This window comes from Enterovibrio qingdaonensis (assembly GCF_028683135.1).
GTDB lineage: Bacteria > Pseudomonadota > Gammaproteobacteria > Enterobacterales > Vibrionaceae > Enterovibrio > Enterovibrio qingdaonensis.
Genome location: NZ_JAJUBB010000025.1, coordinates 50,194 through 72,421, shown reverse-complemented (window position 1 = coordinate 72,421; position 22,228 = coordinate 50,194). Strand labels below are relative to the sequence as shown.

13 protein-coding genes are annotated in these 22,228 nt (G+C 48.1%); 9 read left to right on the top strand and 4 right to left on the bottom strand.

The genetic code is table 11. The annotated features are described in order from the left end of the window. The first annotated feature begins 19 nt into the window (after positions 1 to 19). From LRP49_RS22375 to LRP49_RS22350, 6 genes are all read left to right on the top strand, one after another. Positions 20 to 8,137, top strand: a complete 8,118-nt coding sequence (locus LRP49_RS22375; RefSeq protein WP_274145172.1) for an Ig-like domain-containing protein — start codon at positions 20 to 22, stop codon at positions 8,135 to 8,137. 90 nt (positions 8,138 to 8,227) lie between these two features. Continuing rightward, a complete protein-coding gene (locus tag LRP49_RS22370; RefSeq protein WP_274145170.1) occupies positions 8,228 to 10,405 on the top strand; it encodes a type I secretion system permease/ATPase in 2,178 nt (725 codons plus the stop codon). After that, entirely contained in the window at positions 10,398 to 11,780 is a 1,383-nt protein-coding gene (locus LRP49_RS22365) for an HlyD family type I secretion periplasmic adaptor subunit (protein WP_274145168.1), read from the top strand. The genes LRP49_RS22370 and LRP49_RS22365 overlap by 8 nt, the downstream gene beginning before the upstream one ends. Before the next feature lie 22 nt (positions 11,781 to 11,802). Then, positions 11,803 to 13,212 carry a TolC family outer membrane protein gene (locus tag LRP49_RS22360; protein WP_274145166.1) on the top strand — a complete coding sequence of 470 codons (1,410 nt, stop codon included), beginning with the start codon at positions 11,803 to 11,805 and terminating at the stop codon, positions 13,210 to 13,212. Continuing rightward, positions 13,212 to 13,805, top strand: a complete 594-nt coding sequence (locus LRP49_RS22355) for an OmpA family protein (RefSeq protein WP_274145164.1) — start codon at positions 13,212 to 13,214, stop codon at positions 13,803 to 13,805. The genes LRP49_RS22360 and LRP49_RS22355 overlap by 1 nt, the downstream gene beginning before the upstream one ends. A gap of 61 nt (positions 13,806 to 13,866) precedes the next feature. Next, positions 13,867 to 15,798 carry an EAL domain-containing protein gene (locus tag LRP49_RS22350; RefSeq protein WP_274145162.1) on the top strand — a complete coding sequence of 644 codons (1,932 nt, stop codon included), beginning with the start codon at positions 13,867 to 13,869 and terminating at the stop codon, positions 15,796 to 15,798. Positions 15,799 to 15,847: 49 nt separating this feature from the next. On the opposite strand, the gene rimI is transcribed toward LRP49_RS22350, so the two are convergent. The 4 genes from rimI to ubiT form a co-directional block, all read right to left on the bottom strand. Further along, complete coding sequence (gene rimI, locus LRP49_RS22345) at positions 15,848 to 16,294, bottom strand: ribosomal protein S18-alanine N-acetyltransferase (protein ID WP_274145160.1); 447 nt, start codon at positions 16,292 to 16,294, stop codon at positions 15,848 to 15,850. After that, positions 16,291 to 16,680 carry a DNA polymerase III subunit psi gene (locus LRP49_RS22340; RefSeq protein ID WP_274145158.1) on the bottom strand — a complete coding sequence of 130 codons (390 nt, stop codon included), beginning with the start codon at positions 16,678 to 16,680 and terminating at the stop codon, positions 16,291 to 16,293. The genes rimI and LRP49_RS22340 overlap by 4 nt, the downstream gene beginning before the upstream one ends. A gap of 146 nt (positions 16,681 to 16,826) precedes the next feature. After that, a complete protein-coding gene (locus LRP49_RS22335; RefSeq protein WP_274145155.1) occupies positions 16,827 to 17,330 on the bottom strand; it encodes a GNAT family N-acetyltransferase in 504 nt (167 codons plus the stop codon). Next, a complete protein-coding gene (ubiT, locus tag LRP49_RS22330; RefSeq protein WP_274145153.1) occupies positions 17,314 to 17,841 on the bottom strand; it encodes a ubiquinone anaerobic biosynthesis accessory factor UbiT in 528 nt (175 codons plus the stop codon). The genes LRP49_RS22335 and ubiT overlap by 17 nt, the downstream gene beginning before the upstream one ends. 202 nt (positions 17,842 to 18,043) lie before the next feature. On the opposite strand from ubiT, the gene LRP49_RS22325 reads away from it, so the two are divergent. The 3 genes from LRP49_RS22325 to LRP49_RS22315 all read left to right on the top strand — a co-directional run bounded on the left by LRP49_RS22325 (position 18,044) and on the right by LRP49_RS22315 (position 22,156). Continuing rightward, a complete protein-coding gene (locus LRP49_RS22325) occupies positions 18,044 to 20,101 on the top strand; it encodes a sensor domain-containing protein (RefSeq protein ID WP_274145151.1) in 2,058 nt (685 codons plus the stop codon). A 181-nt stretch (positions 20,102 to 20,282) separates the two neighbouring features. After that, entirely contained in the window at positions 20,283 to 21,278 is a 996-nt protein-coding gene (gene ubiU / locus LRP49_RS22320; RefSeq protein WP_274145149.1) for a ubiquinone anaerobic biosynthesis protein UbiU, read from the top strand. Positions 21,279 to 21,289: 11 nt separating this feature from the next. Continuing rightward, positions 21,290 to 22,156, top strand: a complete 867-nt coding sequence (locus tag LRP49_RS22315; protein WP_274145147.1) for a U32 family peptidase — start codon at positions 21,290 to 21,292, stop codon at positions 22,154 to 22,156. The last annotated feature ends 72 nt before the right edge of the window (positions 22,157 to 22,228 follow it).

Here is a 22,228-nt window from a genome sequence, read left to right as displayed (position 1 = left end):
TGAAGGTTTTACCCTTAATGTGTCAGCGGACACTGGCATTGTTGTCGATGGCACCGACGCGTCTTTGACCCTGACAGACGGCAAAGATGCAACCATCTCTGATGATGGTAACGGCCCAGGTAGCAATCCAGACAACGACATCCCAACCCTGCAAGTAAGCGGTGGTGGTGAGGTCAGCGAAGGCAAAGACATCACCTTTAACGTCAAACTCTCCAAGGCGGTCGATGGCGATGTCACTTACAGCTTTGACCTTGGTGGGGCCGAGATCAATTCCGAGGACATCACGGGGATCACCGTCAATGGTGAGCCTGTCAACATTGATGACTTCCTCAACGGGAATGTCTCTCTCTCGTTTGACGGCAACACCCAAGACTTCAAGGTGGTCATCGACACCCAAGGCGATAAGGTCTTTGAAGGCGATGAAAGCTTTACCCTTAATGTGTCAGCGGACACCGGTATTGTGGTCGATGGCGACACGGACTCGCTGGTACTGACTGGCAATGCGGATGCGACTGTCTCTGATGATGGCGTGATCAACGGCAATGACAAAGGCAACGACGACCGCCCGGCCCTCTCGGTCACCGGCGGTGGTGAGGTCAGCGAAGGCAAAGACATCACCTTTAACGTCAAACTCTCCAAGGCGGTCGATGGCGATGTCACTTACAGCTTTGACCTTGGTGGGGCCGAGATCAATGCCGAGGACATCACGGGGATCACCGTCAATGGTGAGCCTGTCAACATTGATGACTTCCTCAACGGGAATGTCTCTCTCTCGTTAGACGGCAACACCCAAGACTTCAAGGTGGTCATCGACACCCAAGGCGATAAGGTCTTTGAAGGCGACGAAAGCTTTACCCTTAATGTGTCAGCGGACACCGGCATTGTGGTCGATGGCGACACTGACTCGCTGGTACTGACAGGCAATGCGGATGCGACTGTCTCTGATGATGGCGTGATCAACGGCAATGACAAAGGCAACGACGACCGCCCAGACGTGGCGAGCATCACTAGCCCAACCGTGAACGAAGGAGACACGGCAACCTTCACCGTGACCCTGACCAACGAGAGCACTACCGACACCACAGTCACCATGACCTTGGCCAGCGGCAGTGCCGACAAGAACGTCGATTTCACGGACTCCAAGGTAACCGTCAACGGTAAAGAGGTGCCTGTCAACGCTGACGGTACCTTTGATGTAACTGTGTCACCGGGTGACACCGAATTCACCGTGGGCGTCAGCACCACAGATAACCTGGATGCCGACGGCAAGCCTGTGTTCGAAAACACAGAAGACTTTACCCTGTCCGGCAAAACCGATAGCCAGACCGATCCGGTTACGGGAACAGGTACCATCCTCGATAACGATGCACCTACCCTCAAGGTATCGAATGCTGGCAAAGTGGCCGAAGGCAGCGATGCGGTCTTTGACGTCGCACTGAGCAACGCAGCGCAAGACGAGGTGGAATACACCCTGACCCTCAATGGCATCGGTAAAAACCCCGCAGAGCTTCAAGATCTGCTCGGGGATGAAACGTCGTTGACAGTACACTTGCTGGATGAAAATGGTGCACCGCTGCTGGATGAAAACGACGATCCTATCACGGTCGAACTCTTCATTGATGGCAACACCCTGACCAATACTGTCACTCTGCCAGGCAACGTGACATCGTTCCAAGTCCAAGTCCCTACCTTCGACGACAGTGCGAAGCCGATTTACGAGGGTAACGAACGCTTTAAGCTGACCGTTGACGCTGACATTCTTGCGGACAGCGGCAATGACAAAGTGGGTAAAGCCACCATCGCTGACGATGGCACGGGCTCTAACCCACCGCCAGAAGGTGGCGATGACCGCCCGACCGTGTCTATCGACGGCAAGACCGAGGTCAACGAAGGCAAGAACGCCAAGTTCACCGTCTCACTCGACAACAAAGCGGACACCGATGTGACCGTCAAGCTGGTCTTTACTGCCGGTGACACAGAAAACGATGACCTCGGGAGCTTCCAATACAAGCTTGAAAATGGTCAATGGCAGACCGTGCCTGACAGCGGTGAAATCACGATCCCTGCGGGACAGGATGGGTTCGAGGTCCGTGTCAATGCCACACAAAATGACATCTACGAAGGTGACGAAAGCTTCTCCCTCGGTATCGAGGCAGTCGATGGTGTCATCATTGACACCAATGCAGACTCCGTGACCACCACCATCACCGATGGCGGCAATGGCCCGGGCAACAACCCGGACGACGACCGCCCGACCGTGTCTATCACAGGCCCTCAAGCACAAGTCAGCGAAGGTGATAGTGCCAACTTTACCGTCACCCTGAACAAAGCTGCAGAGACCAACGTCAAAATCAAACTGTCCCTGACTGATATCGACACCGACGCTGACGATCTGGGCGACATGACCGTCTCGTACGAGCTGAACGGCAAGACCGAGGTGATCACGGCGGACAGCAACGGCGATTACACCATTCCTGCTGGGATCACTGAGCTCAATGTCTCGGTTACTACTCATCAAGATACGGGCTACGAAGGCGACGAAGCATTTTCGGTCACTGTCACCCCGTCTGAAGGGGTGAGCGGCATTACCGACGGTAAGCTGGCTACAGATAACGCCATCGTGTCTGATGACGGTAAACTGGGTGACAATAATGACACCGACGGTGGCAATGATGACCGTCCAACATTAAACGTCAAAAGTCTCGGAGACATCGAAGAAGGAAACTTGGCAGCATTTAACGTTAAGTTAGGTAATGACGTTAAAGGCGACGTAACTTATACGCTCAAACTTGAAAGCAACGATGGTTTCAATCTTTCTGACATCACGTCTATTAACGTAAATGGCGATGAAATTACAGACCCTGACGGTATTGCTAGCTTCTTTAACCAAGGCCACAACCTGACACTTGCGGGCAATGATACGAACTTTAGCGTCATCATTAACACCAAAGAGGATAGTGAATTTGAAGGTTCTGAATCAGTCACGCTAAATGTGAAAACTGACGTCGCTTTGGCTGAGTCAGGTAACCAACTATCCGATACTGCGACGATCACGGATAACGACAATCCGCCTGTCGCTTTCGATGACTATGACGGTGACGGCAGCTACTGGGTGAACAACAGCGATGCAAACGGTATCTTCATTGCATTTAACGACATTACGAAAAACGATACAGATAAAGATGACGGAGACACTGTTTCTGTCTGGAACAAAGATGACTTAGAGAGCTTTACCCTAGTACCAAGCGAAGCCGGTTCTATTGCATTGAGTGACGATGGCGAAGGGCTCGTATTTACACCTAATCCAGAATTCAACGGCTCAGTTCAAATTGAGTACTTTGCGACAGATGGAACGAATAAATCACTCGAACCGGCCAATATCCATATCTACGTCAATGAAGTGAATGCGAACAATGATGGACTCTCAACTGCGTTCACGACCAGCAGTGCTGACGGATGGCAAAACTTGGGTGAGAATAAATATTTCACCATCAAAGCCTTCAAAATCGGCGATGACGGTAAGCGTGTTGAAGAAGGCGAGTTGATCACCGAAGGCTCTGAGCATATTCATAGATTAGGCATCGGTGTTGCCGATGCAGCGCGTGCTGACAGCCAAGGCGTGCCCTACCAAATCGAACACAACCATAAGTATGATGTTTCCGAGGCCATTCAAATTGATCTCAATAATCCGACATTCAGCATGGATGTGGGTATTGCGAGACTCGTTGCATCTGAAAACGGCGGCGAGGTCGGTAAATACCTGATCTACGACGGTGATGTATTAATTGATGAAGTCACCTTCTCATTTGAAGAGGGACACACTGGCATCATCAATATCAGCTCGGATGTTCCTTTTGACCGAGTGGTCCTGGAATCGAATGAACGTAAAGACGATGGCGACAGAAACGGTGGCGACTCTTCTGATTTCACCATTACATCTATTTCAGTACATACAGAGCAATACAAGGTCACTGAAACCAATACACTGGATTCAACTTCAACGGCACAAGGTTCATTGTTAGACAATGATAGTGACCCAGAAGGTCATAGCTTCCAAATCACGCAGATAAATGAAACAGACCTCAATTTTGACATCAACACCGGGTTCGCAACGGTTGAGTTCCCTGAAGGGACGCTGCGCATAAAAGCCGATGGTACCTTCGAATTTGATGCCAAAGACCAAGCATCACTGAAAAAAGGTGATTCTCAATCGTTCGACTTTGCGTACACCATAGAAGACGCGAAAGGTGACACTGACACAGCTAACGTCAAAATTACCATTGTCGGTGTCAATGAAGCCCCAATCGTCGAGGAAGTCACAGCACGCGCTAGTGAAGACGACCAGACGTTTGTTGTCGACCCGCTAGAAAACAGCAGTGACGGTGATGAAGGTGACGTGCTAAAAGCTGAAAATATCCAGCTTTCTAAAGGCAACACTGTGGGTATCAAGGTTGTAGACGGCAAGTTGGAAGTAGACCCGAGTGAATATGAGTATCTCGGCGAAGGTGAACAAGAAGAGATCACCTATACCTATGATGTCGTTGAGTATGAAGGCGACACTGAAATCTCTCGCACGCCGACCACGGCAACGATCACGATTGATGGTAAGAATGATGCGCCTCAAGCTGGGGACTATTTAAACAACCCAGATACCGGTAAAGCGTATTGGACCAACAATGATGTGGGGAAAATCGTCACTATCCCAGCTGACCTTATCCTCAGCAATGCCTCTGATGCCGATAAAACTGATGCGATTAAGATCGTCTTAAGTAGCCTCAAACTTGATGACCCGAACGCTGGTGACTTTGAGCTTGTTGTGAAAGTGTCTGAAAGCGAAACGAAAACCGTGTCAAAAGACTATCAACTGAAAGATAGTGAATCGCTGGAAAGTATCATCTTTACGCCAAATCCTGACTATAGCGGACAGGTAAACCTTAGCTATCAAGTCACCGATGGCATGAGTGATTCAAACATCGCCAATATTCCTATCATTGTGAACGCCGTTCATGCGAAAGATGACGGGCTCTCAACTGCGTTCACGACCAGCAGTGCTGACGGATGGCAAAACTTGGGTGAGAATGAATATTTCACCATCAAAGCCTTCAAAATCGGCGATGACGGTAAGCGTGTTGAAGAAGGCGAGTTGATCACCGAAGGCTCTGAGCATATTCATAGATTAGGCATCGGTGTTGCCGATGCAGCGCGTGCTGACAGCCAAGGCGTGCCCTACCAAATCGAACACAACCATAAGTATGATGTTTCCGAGGCCATTCAAATTGATCTCAATAATCCGACATTCAGCATGGATGTGGGTATTGCGAGACTCGTTGCATCTGAAAACGGCGGCGAGGTCGGTAAATACCTGATCTACGACGGTGATGTATTGATTGATGAAGTCACCTTCTCATTTGAAGAGGGACACACTGGCATCATCAATATCAGCTCGGATGTTCCTTTTGACCGAGTGGTCCTGGAATCGAATGAACGTAAAGACGATGGCGACAGAAACGGTGGAGACTCTTCGGACTTCGTCATCACCGAAATCACCGTCCATAGCACGGGTGTTTATCAAGTTATCGAAGGCGACACACTAGAATCCACAGCAACTTTTCAAGGCTCTCTGTTTAGCAACGACATCGATCCTGAAGGCCACACGTTTAGCATCACTGAAATCAACGGCGAACCGCTCGCCTTTATCGGTGACGAGGCGACGGTCGTCTTCGACGAAGGGATACTGACTATAAATGGTGTGACGGGAGAGTTTAATTTCGAAGCCAATGATCGTGACGAGTTGGGCCAAGGTGAAACCGATACATTTACCTTCGACTACACAATCAAAGACGTGAAAGGCGATACCGATACGGCGAAAGTACATATAGACATTATTGGTAAGGAAACCGTTGTACAGCCTCAAGCACCTGAGATAGAAACTTCCCAATCTAGTGTGTTACTTGAAGAAGCCAAGCTCGTAGATAACGATGTCGCACTGCCAATCGCATCGGGAACATTTGATATCTCAGACCCTGATTCAGAGTTGGTAGAAAGTAACGTATCGCTAAGTATCAACCTGCCTCAAGGGCAATCTATTGAAACCGCCAATGGTGAAACGTTGTCGTGGAAATGGGTACCGGCTGAAAATAGTGAAAATGCTCAACTTGTTGGCTACTACCAAGATGCAACCCCAAGTGATGTGGCAGTTATCACAGTAGAACTGACTCCTCCCGCAGACGGTGCAGAAGGTCAATGGAGCTACGACGTTACATTGCATGAAGCCATTAAGCATGATGATACGAGTGTATCTGACGAAATCCTAGATATCCCAGTAACAATCACCGTGACTGACGGAGATCTGACGGATACTGCCGACTTGAATATTGAAGTTAAGGATCACGGGCCTTCAGTCTCAGCACAATCCCCGACGTATGATTCGAACGATAGCAGTTCATTCAAACTTAGCGACAACGACGGAGGAATAACGTTAAAAGGTTATGTTTATACCTCAAACTATCAAAAAATAGATGTCAGCCATGGCGTCGATTCTCACGGTAGTCATGGGTATGGCGTCGTTTCGGGAAATGATCATGGGATAAATGCTTCAAACAAGCATGAAGTACAGTATTTGGGCACTGACAGCTTTGAATCGATAGAGGCGGTGCTACCTGAAACGGGTTATAGCGCGAAAATCACTCTGGGCTCTCTTCAGGAGAATGATTCATTTGAGACCGAGTTTATTGTCCGCTTCTACAAAGATGGTTCCGTGATTGGCCAAATGCAATTGAGTGAGTCTGATCTGGAGTTTACATCGAAAGGAGCCGATAAGTTTGGCTCTGTCACCATCAACACAACTCAAGGGTTTGATCGTGTCGAACTTATCGCTGTAAATAACGATAACGACGGTGACAACAGTGACTTTACGCTAAAAGATCTTGAAATATTTACTGAGCCTCAAACTGATTCCCATCAACAGTCTGGTTCTATCACTGCCAACTTTGGTGGTGATGGTGAAGCGGCGACGTTGCCCTTGCAACTATTGCTGCCAGCTACTCAGCCAAGTCTAACCGTCGCTGGTGAAGCTGTTATCGTGAAGCTAATTGATGGCAATTTGGTCGGTTTGATTAACGAAGATGAAAACCAGCCTGCATTTAAAATAACGCTAAACACTAATATTTCCCCACCAGAATGGGAGCTTGAGCAGTATGAAGCCATTGATGGAGATTCATTCAGCTTTGATATCCAGATCACCGACAAAGATGGAGACACTAACTCGGATTCAGTGACCGTTGAATTCTCCGATGCCCTTCAACTTCCATCACCTGAAGGACCAACACCAACAACGTCAGGGCTTGGTGCAGACGATAGCATTACCATCGACAACAACTCTGACATTAGATTTGTCGGCGGTGCTTTCCCTACAGGCTCAGGGCAAGCGTATACGGAAGAAGCACTTCGAGAGGCTGGTTGGACGGAATCAGAACACGGCTGGGAGCTCGCTCAACCCATCGTTAAGACCGAGTATGACCCACTAACAGGGGCTTACATTAACGGTGGTGGTGGTAACGACAACATTGTTGGAGGAGACGGTGCTGACATCATTCGAGGTGGTTCAAATGGGCACGGCTCATCTGGCAACGTCGGAGACCGCGAAGGGGATCGACTTGAGGGTGGTGCAGGCTCCGATACCTTCCTTTGGATGAAAGAGGACTTAGTCAATATTGGCACGGTCGGTGGCTATGACCATATCACTGACTTTATTGGTGATTTCAATCAATACGAGGATAAATTAGACCTCAGCGATCTGGTTGTGTTAAGCGACGATAACACTTTGGAAAACATGACCGTCAAGTACGACGGTGATTCTCGGATAGTCATCTCCATCGACGTAGACGGTATCGACGAAACTGGCAGCAACGCCGAAGCGGATGGAGAAGTGACGCAACATATTGTGTTGGATGAATACAGCCAAGGTGGTGTCCATAACTCGACAATCTACGAGAACGACGGCAGTCTGAAAAATGATGGAATTGTTATCAATACCTTGATTAATGGCGAAGAAAAGCAATTAGCAATTACTGATAATGGTGGAGAATTGAGTGTGCAGATTATCTCACCAGTTCCCACGTATGAAGAACAGCCATAGTTCCACAATGGCTTTTGAGAGCATCGGCTAGATGGCCGATGCTCTTTCGTTAACTCTTTTTGTTTTTTACTTTTTCATAGAGAGAAATAGGTGACAGACGCAGCGATTGCCGAACGCAAGCCGCAGCAATGGCGCATCAGTGCGTCAACGCAGGCGGTAGACGACCCGTTGTTAGATTGCTTGGTCTTATTGACCGAGCACTATGGTTCGCCGTGCTCGGGGGATGCCTTAACAGCAGGCCTGCCGATGACAGACGCCCTGCTGACACCGGATTTATTTCCTCAAGCCGCAGCCCGTGCCGGGCTAACGGCCAAGCTTTCTCGTCGACAATTGAAAGCTCTACCTAAGCTTTTACTACCCTGCATACTTCTTTTGACCGACAAAAAAGCCTGTATCCTCAGAGAGATTCGCGCGAAAGAAGGCATTGCACTCATTCAAACCTCTGAAACTGGCGGTGAGGAAGAGATCTCACTGGCGGAATTGGAGTCGATGTACGCAGGCTATGCTTTTTTAGTAAAACGTCAGTATCGTGGCGACAACAGTGTCGACCTGCACCTACACAACACTAAAATACATTGGTTCTGGCAAACAGTTAGAGATGCATCTCCGATCTATCGAGATGCTTTGATTGCATCTGTGTTAATCAACATTTTTGCGCTTGTATCTCCACTTTTTGTCATGAATGTGTATGACAAAGTCGTACCTAACCTTGCTTTCGAATCTTTGTGGGTTTTAGCTACTGGTGCACTAATCGCATTCAGCTTTGACTTCCTCATGAAGAAAATGCGCTCTTACCTCATTGATATTGCGGGAAAGAAAGTCGATATCATTGTGTCTTCGCGCCTGTTTGCGCGCTTGATGGGTATTCCACTTGAAAAGCGAGCCAAAAGCGTAGGTGGAATGGCAAAACAACTCGGAGAGTTTGATGGCATTCGCGATATGCTGACCTCAGCAACTCTCACCACCTTGGTCGACCTGCCTTTTGCGGCCTTTTTCTTGTTCGTCATTTATATCTTTGCAGGCGATCTTGCCGCAGTACCAGTTGTGGCTGGTGTACTAATCATTGGTTACGCCTTACTTGTACAACCTCGGCTAAAAGCAGCTATCGAAGAGTCCAATAAATACGCAAGCCAAAAACATGGTCATTTGATTGAAAGCCTTTCTGCCATGGAAGGTATTAAATCTAATGTTGCAGAAGGCATTGTTCAGAAAAGCTGGCAACAAATGACGGCGCATACTGCTAACTGGAACCTAAAGGTGAAACAAATCACCAACTCGGTCTCCTACTTTGCGTCGTTTATCGTTCAGGTTACCTCAGTCGCTGTGGTCGTCCTTGGTGTGTATAGGGTCGCTGATGCACAGATCACCATGGGTGGAATTATTGCAGCCGTAATGCTGTCTAGCCGCGCAGTTTCGCCAATGGCACAACTTGCTGGCCTAATGAGCCGTTGGAATCAAACACAATCAGGCATGCGCCAACTCAATGCGATGATGGATCAGGAGGATGAATTTGCCGACAAAGGCCAATTGGTCAGCCGCAAACGCCTGAAAGGTGACATTTATGCTGACAACATTGGCTTTAGCTATCCCGAGTCGGAGAAGCCGACACTTCACCCCACCAGCTTTACTATCAACGCCGGCGAGAAAATTGCCATATTAGGTAAAAACGGAACAGGTAAAAGTACGCTGATTCGGATGCTATCGGGCCTTTATCAGCCCACAGCAGGCAGCCTGCGATTCGACGGCATAGATGCAAAGCAGATTCACCCAGCAGATCTGCGTCGCAATGTTGGCTATTTGGCGCAGGATGTAACGTTATTTCACGGTACGATACGTGAAAATATTATGTTCGGCACTCGCCAAGTAACAGAGCACCAACTCATTCGTGCCACTCAACTTTCGGGAGTAGGCATTTTCACCTCCCAAGATAGCGAAGGTTTAGATAAACAAGTCGGGGAGCGAGGAGAAACGCTATCTCGCGGACAGCGTCAGTCGGTCGCCTTGGCTCGCGCACTACTTAACGACCCACCACTACTTATCATGGATGAGCCAACTGCAAGCCTTGATGCACATGCAGAAAATCAATTCATCCACGCCATGAAGTTTGCGGCAAAAGACAGAACACTGGTCATGATCACTCACAAAATGGCACTGCTTTCACTTGTTGACCGTGTCATCGTGATGGACAAAGGCCGAGTAGTTATGGATGGACCAAAAGACAAAGTGCTAGAACGCCTAAACGGAAGTTCAGGGAGTCACAATGACTAACTCTTTGAAGAATAATGACATAGAAATGACAGATGACGTTTACGGTGCGATGCTCACAGACGCGCCTGTACGTTATCGCATCGTCATTTGGGGCGTATTTTCATTTTTCGTAGCCATCATTATTTGGGCCAACTTTGCAGCGTTAGATCGTGTTACTCGTGGTGAAGGCAAAGTCATCCCATCTTCCCAAGTACAGCTAATACAAAGTCTTGATGGTGGCATTTTGCAAGCCATGTATGTGCAAGAAGGCCAACTGGTAAAACAAGGCGAGCCGCTAGCGCGAATTGATGATACCCGTTTTCGCTCAGACTATGCCCAGCAGGAAGAGGAGGTCTCGAGTCTTCGCGCCAACATCATACGCATGCGTTCAGAACTAGGTAGCATCAAACTGATGCCAACTGCCCCAACCTGGCGAGAACAGATTGTTATCTCAATTTCCCCGTTGACGTTTCCCGCCGAACTGGAAGAAGCCGAGCCCGTACTTGTCACTGGGCAACGAAAAGAATATGAAGGCCGTTTGCTCGACCTGAAAAACCGTCTGGAAATCCTCGCGCGTCAAATCTTACAAAAGCAACAAGAAAATCAAGAGGTTGAATCAAAGATTCGAACCCTGTCTGATAGCTATGGCCTGATCAAGCGAGAGCTGAAAATCACCATTCCTTTGGCCAAAAAGGGCATCGTATCTGAAATCGATTTGCTCAAGCTGGAGCGTCAGGTGAACGACTTGAAAGGTGAGCTAAATTCACTGCGATTAATGCAGCCCAAGATCAAAGCAACAGTGGATGAGGCCATTTTGAAACGCCGTGAAGCAGTGCTGACTTTCAGCAACGAGACACGAGCAAAAATGAGTGAATTAGAGACCCGCCTCTCCCGTCTGTCTCAAGCGCAAGTGGGTGCACAAGACAAAGTCGACAAAGCGGTCATTACAGCTCCTGTCACTGGCACCATTAAAACAATTCATATCAACACCCTTGGCGGTGTTGTGCAGCCAGGTGTTGATTTAATTGAAATCGTTCCTGCCGAGGATCAGCTTCTCATTGAGGCAAAGATCGCACCAAAGGATATTGCGTTCCTGCATGCGGGGCTGCCTTCTGTTGTAAAGGTAACTGCTTACGATTTTACGCGCTACGGCGGCCTCAATGGCACCTTGGAGCACATCAGCGCGGATACCACGCAGGACGAAGAGGGAAACAGTTTTTACTTGGTTAGGATCCGTACGGATAAATCCAGTTTAGAAAAAAAGGATGGTAGTGGACTGCCAATCATTCCGGGGATGTTGACCTCCGTGGACATCATTACCGGAAAACGCACAGTTCTGGAGTACTTGCTTAATCCGATACTGAGAGCGAAAGAATCAGCACTCCGTGAGCGTTGATGATTATAACAAGGAGAGAGAAATGAAAAACGGTGTTGGCCAATCGCTCAGAAGAAGCGTGGCAGCTCTGGCAGTGGCAGCGACAATGCTTCCTGCTTCGGCCGTAGCTCAATCACTTGAGCAAGCAGTTGCAACAGCACTGGATACTAACCCGCAAATAAGGCAAGCATTCAATCGCTTCAAAGCAAGCGAAGAGCAAGTCAACCAAGCCAGTGCGGGTTACTATCCAACGATCAACTTTGATGCGGGGATCGGTCGTGAATGGACAGAGAGCCCTTCGACACGAAGAGATGCAGCTAACAATTCAGGTTACGATGATGAGGTTGAGCTTACTCGACGCGAAATCGGCGTATCGCTTCGTCAGGTCATTTTCAGTGGCTTTCAAACCACCAACGAAGTGAAACGCACAGAGTTTGAGGCCAGTGCTGAGCAATGGACGCTGTTTTCAACGGCTGAAGACTTAGCACTGGAAGTGTCACGCGCCTACCTCGAGTTTATGCGTGCAGAGCAAATAGTCGTGCTAGCAGAACGTAATTTGGAGAGCCACCAGATCATTTTCGATCAGGTCAAACAAAAGACGGACTCCGGACTTGGCTCAACAGCAGACCTTTCTCAGGTAACAGGCCGTTTAGCTCGCGCGCATTCAAACCTGATTTCAGCACAAAACAACCTGTCAGATGCTCAAATCTCTTATCAGCGAATCGTGAGCCGCGCGCCCGATGACACGCGCATTCCTGTTCCGGATGCCGTCATGCTTCCGACCACGCTAGAGGCCGCAATGGAATTGGCCAAATCAGGCCACCCGACCTTAAAAGCCGCTGGTAATGATATTTATGCAGCAAAAGCCCAACGTGATGCAGCTAAAAGCACCTATTACCCTGAAATTAGTTTCGATTTGTCCGCAAGTTGGGATGACAATCTTGATGGTAGTGACGGCACATTACCCGGCGATGAAATCGATGTCGGCGGGAATAACGATGAAATCCTTGCCATGATTCGCGTCAACTATAACCTGTTCTCTGGCGGTGCGGACAGAGCCCGTGAACGTGAAGCCGCATACAACATCAATGAATCTAAAGCGATACAGCTCAACGCTTATCGCGATATTGAAGAAGGTACGACGCTGGCTTGGAATGCACGAGTGTTCCTCAAGCAGCAGATGCAGTACCTACGTCAGCACGTAGAAGCCGCCACCGAAACCCGAAATGCCTACGAAGATCAATTTAAGCTCGGTCAACGCACCCTTATCGATGTACTCGATTCTGAAAACGAGCTATTCCAAGCTCGTCGAGAATACCTCACTGCAGAATACGATGATCTGATTGCACAGTATCGTTTGCTAAATGCAACGGGCCAATTACTTGCATCACTGCGAGTCACTACACCTGAAGTATGGAACGGCGACGAAAACTACGAAGGAGGCGTTCAGTAATGAAAAAGACAATTGCAATCCTTTCAGTGCTGCTACTTGCAGGCTGTAGTTCACAAGATATCGTGACGATGCAGGAGACATCTCCACAGTTAAATGACCTTCGTGATCTTGACTATGATGGCGTTATCAAGGCCCGTGAAAAGTGCGATGAAACGTTGGTCGGTGCAGCGGTAGATAATGATGGCTGCCCTAAAGATAAAACGGTGAAACAGAGCTTCCGTTTGAACGTCACATTCCCGAACGACTCTTCAGATCTTAGACCTAGCAACTACGCAAAACTTGAGCAGCTAGCCGACTTTCTGAATGACCAGAAAGAGGCAAGTGTCGTCATTGAGGGGCATGCGAGTAAGGTCGGTAACCCTGATTACAACCTCACATTGTCTCAGCAACGTGCCGATGCGGTCGCTCAAGCCTTAATCAATGATTTCGGCATTGCCCCTTCCCGAGTCGAAGCGATTGGCTTTGGTGACACTGAACCGTTGATCAATGAAGACTCCGACTATGCCCACGATGTAAACCGTCGCGTCATGGCAACCCTTTCTGGCAACTACAGCACCACCGATATGCGTTGGACCATATTTACGGTCGATTAATCGTTAGAGGCCGGCGTTCCAGTCCGGCCTCTTTTTATCGGGTGCAAACAAGAGATTCCCTATGTTCAAAAAACATATGTCGTTGGTCTGGGTATATACATCGGCCCTTCTGTTGATTTTGCTTTCCTTACTTGCACAGATCTCTATCAACGTTCGTGATCAACAACAGCAATTGGGATTACGTGCAGATGCGGTACAACATCAACTCACTCAAATACTACCTACGCTCATAGCCTATTACGACACAGATGCGATTCAACGCATCGCCAAGGCCACGTTATCAAGCGAGGTCACATACATAGCACTAACCGATCAAATCACCGCAGAAAAAGCGCAGTGGTCATCCCCCAAGGCAGTCTCTCTCTCGCATTGGTTTATAAACATCACTTCGGTTCACGCAGTAGAACGCGACGTTGCTCTTATTCATGATGGCTCCGAAGTCGCTTCAATGACCTTGGTATTGTCGCCAGAATTTGCAAACCAAAACGTTGCTAAGAGTGTGAGCCGATTCTTGAGCACGTTAGGTGGCCCAATCTTGGTTCTTTTGATCATATTCACGCTCGTCTTGAATCGAGGAACAAGAGCAATAGGCAGAATAACTAAATCTTTGGACAGTCTGACAGAGCAAGACTTTAGTGCTCATCAGGCAAGAAAACATTCAGGTGTTAAATCTCTCGATCTCGCCGTTGATAAGCTCGCGACTCACATTCAACGCATGATTAACTCACTTCATAAAGAGCTAAAAACACTGAATAACAGCATGATGCATGACGCCGTATCAGGACTGCCAAATCGCCAGTATTTCAGCCACCAGCTTAACAGCTGGATGAGCGATGAAAACGATGCGCCTGGTGCTGTCTATTTAGTCGGCCTGCCTTGGTTAGAGACGACATACCGCAGATATGGTTATGTGGCTCGAGATGAAACCTGGCGGTTGCTTGCAACCTCTTTAATGTCGGCATTTAGTGCAACCCAGAACTGCACAATCGCGCGCATCAATGATAACGAAGTGGCCATATTGCTCCCTGAAGTGAGTGAAGAGCAGTCTCATCAAACGTTGCATACCCTGATCAGTACGTTTAACAATGAAGTTTCTATGGCAGGTGGTGATACCAACACTGGCTTTCATATCGGCATGGTTCATGCCCAAGGCTTGCCTGGCTCACAAATGTTGTCACTGGCAGATAACGCACTGCAAAGAGCCAAGTCTCAAAATGACGTTTTTGTCTTTAATCGCGGCTCTGAAGAACAAATCATCGACAGAGAAACGTGGCGAGAACGACTACAAACAACCATCAAGAAAAGAGAGTTACGCCTTCAATGGCAACCGATTAAGCTTCTCAATGGGGACGCTGTTTTTCATCAAGAGCTATTTACACAAGCACTGATTGAAAACCAATGGCAATCTGCCAAGCGACTGATGCCTTACATCCAGCTGTTCCAAAAAGGCGTGGAATTCGACATGGCAGTCATTGAAACATTGGCTTTACTACACAAAGAAAAAGCACTGACTCAACCTGTCGCGCTGAACCTTACCGATGAAAGTTTATCAACACCTGGCTTTGTGGTCTGGCTAACTAAAAAATTGAAAACGAGTGAACTCCCTGCTGAACATTTGTTTTTTGAAATCAATGAAGCAAGTGCGCGAAACAATCTCAGTGCGTGTATCTACTTCAGCCAAAAAATCAGAAATGCGGGGGCACAGGTAGGTATTGACCACTTTGGAAGGCACTTGCAAAGCGTTGAATACATTTCGCAAATTAAGCCTGCATATGTGAAGTTAGATCAGGCACTCAATCACGGTCACTCAAGTGAAAACCGCGTGTTCACTGAAACGCTGGTTAACATTGTTGAATCTATGGACATCACGATTATTGCAACGGGTATCAACGACAATGAAGGCAAATCTTTACTAGATACCCAGATAATTGATGCCTACCAAGGGTTCGTAAATCCGCCACAGCTTATTGTCGACACCATCAGTGCACAATAACAAACAAAAACCCGCCAGCTGGCGGGTTTTCTTTCATCGGACACTCTCGTCACTCAAACCAATGGCTCATGATCAGTGCATCTTCACGGCCTGAGGCCGTCGGGTAGTAATTTACTCGCCGATCAAATTCGTTAAACTCAAACTTTTCGTAAAGCTTGATCGCCGCTTTGTTACTCTCTCGGACTTCAAGCCACGCTTCTTCTGCACCGGCTTCACGCATACAGGTGAGAAAACCTTTTAGTAGCGTCGCCCCAACACCTTGGCCTTGGAACTCTGGCGATACCGCAATATTGAGCAAGGTCGCCTCTCCCGCCACACATTGCGCAAAGAAGTAGCCTTTTATCGTGCCATCAGTGACTATCACCCTGTGGCAGTCAAATTTATTTTCAGGCTTGCGAAGCATGCTTTCCGCCCACGGATGTGTATGCGCTGCACGCTCGATACGCACAACATCATCAAGCCACTGCGTATCCATAGGTAACAATTCAAAATTCATAATGTTTTTATCTGATGCCAAAGTGCTTTTTTGGCATTTTGGTCATGTTGAAGCAAAGATAACGACGGCGACGTAAGCTTTTTAGTGCCGTGTGGTGCATCACCATCACAGCCCGCAAACCAGCACCATTCCAAATTGTGGTCTGTTATTGCCAAGAGAGCGTCGGCAGGCAATCTCAATGCGTCTTCAGGCGTTAATTTCATGCTGGAGAGAATTTTCCCAAACAACCACGCATCTTGCTCTTCAGGCTGATTGTCACAAATCAGCAGCAATTTACAGCCAACTGGAAGCGTGATTGTCTGCTGCGGTTGATTCGGAAAAACATCGGCGCGCCTTACCTCCCACACAGATATCCCCATTTCTTTGAGGCGTTGTAAGTCATTCATGGTGCTGATGGCCTTAGTTTGGTGAACTTGGTTTGATGAGCTTGGTTTGGTGACGTTAACGTATGGATCCTAACAAAACTTTTTGATTTACAAAAACGAAAGAGAGCAGCGAAAGCTGCTCTCTGATGTTACTCAAAAAGAGAAGGTCACAACGCATCAAACTCAAACGAGTACTCGACCAAACCTTGGCAATCACGAAATGCGTTCTCATACAGTTCTATACCCATAAAGGCCTCCGCTGGTACATCCCACTTACAGTGGAGATTGAATGAAGACGCTGGTTGAAATGCAAAGCGAGAATAATAGTTAGGGTCACCTAGCACGACACACGCGGGGTACCCAAACTCCGCCAAGATCTCAAACCCTTCGCGCACCAATTGAGCCGCAATACCCTGCTGGCGATAATCAGGATGAACGGACACAGGTGCCAACCCTTGCACACCAATGTCCTGCCCACCGACCATAACCGGACTAAACATGGCATGACCAATCAACTTGCCTTCGTCGTTACAGGCCACTAGAGACAGCGTGTTATGCCCATTCTCACGTAGCGTCATGACCAGATTCGCCTCAGCATCTGTCGGAAACGTTTTTTTCAACAAACGGTCAATCGCCAACAAATCAGCGGGTGCTTCAGATCTTATGAGCATGCTCAACCCCTTTTACATCGATTGGCATTTGTAGGCCTTTTTGAACAAAATCCGCCAAAGAGAATAACCCTTGACGAAGAATTGGTGGTAACGAGTCTAGGTCGACACTGTCCATCAAGTTTTTCACTTCCAAACCCAACTCGGTATCACCTTCAATAAGTAAGCGACGTTGGAAAAAGAGTGTGTCTGGGTCTTCTTTACGTGCCGCAATCAGAACAAGATCGTTAAGGTTACCGCTGAAACGCACATCCGCCTCAGCGACATCGCTACTGACTACCAGTTTATCGTCAACAAAACTGATATAGCTTTTGAAATCCACGTCTCTAACATGCACTTCCAGCCAACGATTTTCGAGGAACTCAAACTCCCCATCGTCTAAAGCTTCACGAAACACGCGCTTTAGCGTTTCAAGCATGAGCGTCTGTTGAATCGACGCAGGCATGATTTTTACCGGTAAGCGGAATAGCGATGGCGCTTGGTGAACAAGCGTTGAGTGAAATTTGTTAAGCAAGAGAGCCATCCAAGTTTGATTGATGCGATATTGCGTGACATTGTATGCCAGTGTGTTGCGTCAATATTATGCCTTATGTCAAAAAAACAAAGCTCTTTATCATAAAGGTTTATCCTCCCCCCTCTCCCGTTATATAGTGTTGTCTCAAAAATGGAGTAACTATAGGAACGCGCTCCAAAAAAATAGGATATGTGGTGCCTCAATGCCAATCGAGCAGTTAACGTATTGGTTTTCCCGTCTAACTCTTAACAGCCCTTTTTTATTTGCCGTATTAGATAACGATCATCGCTATCTTTGGGCAAGCCAACGCTATTGCGAAATCAGCGGGTTAGAACAAACAGAGTTAACAGGAAAACACGACAAGGAAATATTAGGTTCAGCTTTCTACGACGCGCTAAAGCCTCATTATGAGCGCGCGATATCCGGTGAAAGCTCTGAAGGGGAAGTCGTGCTTAATGATGGCATTCACGATTCCAGCTTTCATTTCAGCGTGTCGCCTTTCGAGAATCATCAACACGGTGAATGGCCTTCTGAACTCATCATTTTTCATGCCGCTGATACCTCTGAAAGACAAGTACTGACCAGCGCGTTGGAGTCATCTGAAAGCCGTTTTGACAGCTTATGCAAGCTAATTGGTGATGGGTGCTGCGTTCTGGACAACGGCATTGTGATGTCCGCCAATCCCCAAGCTGTGAGCATGCTTGGATTTAACGACCCAAATGAAATCTTGGGCGAAGACATTGAAAAGCTTCTAGCAAGCCCAAAACCGGGCAAGCACCTGTTAGAACTCATAGCCCTGCTTAAACCCGGCCAGCAACTCACCTGCCTGCCTGTTCATACTGAGCATGAGAATGCATCCGTAAACTTGTCTTACAGTCCGATAAGCTTATTGGGCGGCAAGGGTGGCATGTTGACGATGACAAAAGCAGGGGTGGCACTCGAACATAAACAAACGATTGAAAAACTCGCGCAATTTGATGCGCTGACGGGCCTATATAACCGACACGGTTTTTCGAGACGTTTAGAACAGCTTATTGCAGCCAATACACCTCTCGTCATGTTCTACCTTGATGTCGACAACTTTAAAAATATCAACGACTCGCTGGGCCATCACATTGGCGACCGCGTATTACAAGATATTGCCCAACGTCTTCGTCGACAACTACCGTCAGAAACGATTCTCGGCCACTTAGGCGGAGATGAATTCGCGGTACTGCTGCCCGAGCAAAGCAGTGAAGAGGTTGCGGAGGAATTGGCGAAACGCATTGTCGATGTGATCAGTCAACCTTTCGACCTTTACCATTTCAGTAAGTTTTTGGCATGTTCAATCGGGTTAGTGAAATTCCCTGGCGACGGTAAAGACGCGCGAAGCCTGCTGCAAAATGCGGATACCGCCATGTACGAAGCCAAAGAGCAAGGCAGAAACCGTGTTGTTTCGTATAGCCAGCACATGAACAAAGAAGCACGCATGCGACTTTGGCTGGAGATCGAACTTCAAAAAGCCCTGCAGAACAACGGGCTAGAAGTGTGGTACCAACCAAAAGTAAACGCGAAAGATCACACCATTAACGGTGCAGAAGCATTGGTTCGTTGGAAACATCCCGTTGAAGGCTATATCAGTCCTGCGCGTTTTATACCCGTTGCAGAGCGCTCAGGCATGATTGAGTTGCTGGGTCGAAACGTCATGCGCGAAGTCTTCCAAGCAGTGCGCCGCTGGCAAAGCATGAAAGTGCTTCCTGGGCGTGTTGCTATTAACCTGTCGCCGCAGCAATTTCGTAATCCCAATTTAACGTCCCACATGAAGAAGCTGCAGGTAGCAACGCAAACCGATCCATCGCTCATCACCTTCGAGCTGACGGAAAGTGCGGTCATGAACGACGGTGAACATGCCATTCAAATGCTGAATGCGATTAAAGACTTGGGCTTTGCACTCTCGATTGATGATTTTGGAACGGGGTACTCTTCATTGTCTTACCTCGCCAAATTCCCGCTCGACGAGCTTAAGATTGACCGCGCTTTTATCATGGACATGGAAACCGTGCCCAAGCAGGTTACCTTGATAGAAAACATCATCAATTTGGGACGTTCATTGAACATGTCTGTCGTTGCCGAAGGCGTCGAGTCAGGGAAACAAGCAAGCGTACTCGCAAACTTGAAATGTGACACGATTCAGGGCTTTCATTTCTACAAACCTATGCCTCGTGCAGAGTTTGAAGCTCTCTTGGTTGGACATTACAAAGCCCGTAAAGCCGCGTCTTAATTCATTGATGCAAAAACAATCAAAGCCACAACAAACCGCAATTGTTGTGGCTTTTTGTTACCCTTGCGCCGCAATTTATTAACCAAACCTGCCTTACATCAAAACCTGCCTCTTGCAGGCTGCATAAAATCTCACGTTTAGATTCACAATCTACAGCCAGATACTACGGCGTGGGATATTTATGGAATTGCTTTGCCCTGCAGGTAACCTTCCTGCTCTGAAAACAGCCATTGATAATGGCGCAGATGCCGTATATATCGGCTTTAAAGATGGTACCAACGCTCGCCACTTCGCAGGTCTGAACTTTGACGGTAAAAAGCTCGAGAAAGCCGTTCAGTATGTCCACGACAAGAACAAACACATCCATGTTGCGCTAAATACCTTCGCACACCCTGACGGATTCAACCGCTGGACAGATGCAGTAGATGCAGCCGTTGACCTGGGTGTTGATGCACTCATCATTGCTGACCTTGCGGTGCTTGATTACGCGGCCAGCAAACATCCTGATATGGAAATACACTTGTCCGTTCAGGCGTCCGCGACAAACAGTGCCGCCATCCAGTTTTATAAAGACCACTTCAACGTCAAACGCGTTGTGTTGCCTCGCGTGCTATCTATGCATCAAGTAAAGCAGCTGGCGAGAACAACCGATGTTGATCTTGAGGTCTTTGCGTTTGGTAGCCTTTGTATCATGTCAGAAGGCCGTTGTTACCTTTCGTCTTACCTAACAGGTGAATCGCCCAATACGGTAGGTGCATGTTCGCCAGCAAAATACGTTCGCTGGCAGGAAACACCACAAGGGCTCGAGTCCCGCCTGAACGACATCCTTATCGACCGTTATAAAGCGGGAGAAAACGCAGGCTACCCAACGCTATGTAAAGGCCGTTTTGTCACTGATGGTCCTGCATTCCATGCCTTGGAAGAACCAACGAGCCTGAATACCCTTTCTATTTTGCCTGAGCTGTTTGAAGCCAACATAGCGTCGGTGAAAATTGAAGGTCGCCAACGCAGCCCAGCTTACGTCGAGCAAGTGACGCGCACTTGGCGTCAAGCCATCGACAGCTATAAAGCCAATCCAGAAGGTTACCAAGTCCTTCCACAATGGAATCAGTGTCTGGATAGCGTTTCTGAAGGGGCACAAACAACACTCGGTGCATACCACCGCAAATGGCAGTAATGGAGCAAACCATGAAATACTCTCTCGGCCCCCTACTCTATTTCTGGCCCAAAAACGACGTCGAAACGTTTTATCAACGTGCCGTAAACAGCGATGCTGACATTGTATACCTTGGTGAGACAGTCTGTTCCAAGCGCAGGGAGATGCGCAGTAGCGATTGGCTGGAACTGGGCAGAGCACTAGCCGCCAGTGGCAAACAGGTCGTGATCTCGACCATGGCATTGCTTGAAGCCCCAAGTGAAGTCAATGTAATGCAACGCTACATCGACAATGGTGAATTTACCGTCGAAGCGAACGATGTATCGGCCATCCAATTGGCGCATGAAAAAGGCGTCCCTTTCGTCGCGGGTCCCGCGCTTAATCTGTATAACGCGCAAGCATTGCAGGTAATGGTGAAAAAAGGGATGACGCGCTGGTGCATGCCAGTTGAATTGTCGCGCGAGTGGCTTCAAAAAGTGCTGGCTCAGGCTGAGACTCTCGGCATCCGTGATCAGTTTGAAGTAGAAGTGTTCTCTTACGGCCATTTACCACTGGCTTATTCAGCTCGCTGCTTTAGTGCACGAGCGGAAGACCGTCCAAAGGACAAATGCGAAACCTGCTGTATTAACTATCCACAAGGTTTGGAAGTGAAAAGCCAGGAAGGTCAGCCCGTGTTTACGCTAAACGGCATTCAAACTCAGTCTGGCTATTGCTATGACCTAAGTGCTGATTTGGCGTCGATGCAGGGGTTGGTGGATGTCGTGCGTATCAGTCCTCAGCATATCGACACGCTTGACGTGCTTGCCGGCTTTAAACGCGGTGAAGGTGGCTTTGCTCCTAAAAGCCATTTCTGCAACGGCTATTGGCATAATATCGAAGGTATGGCAGTACACCCGTAATTGACTGCTAGCTAAATGTGTAAAAAAAGAAGCCGCTAATGCGGCTTCTTTTTTATGGTTACACATCGCACT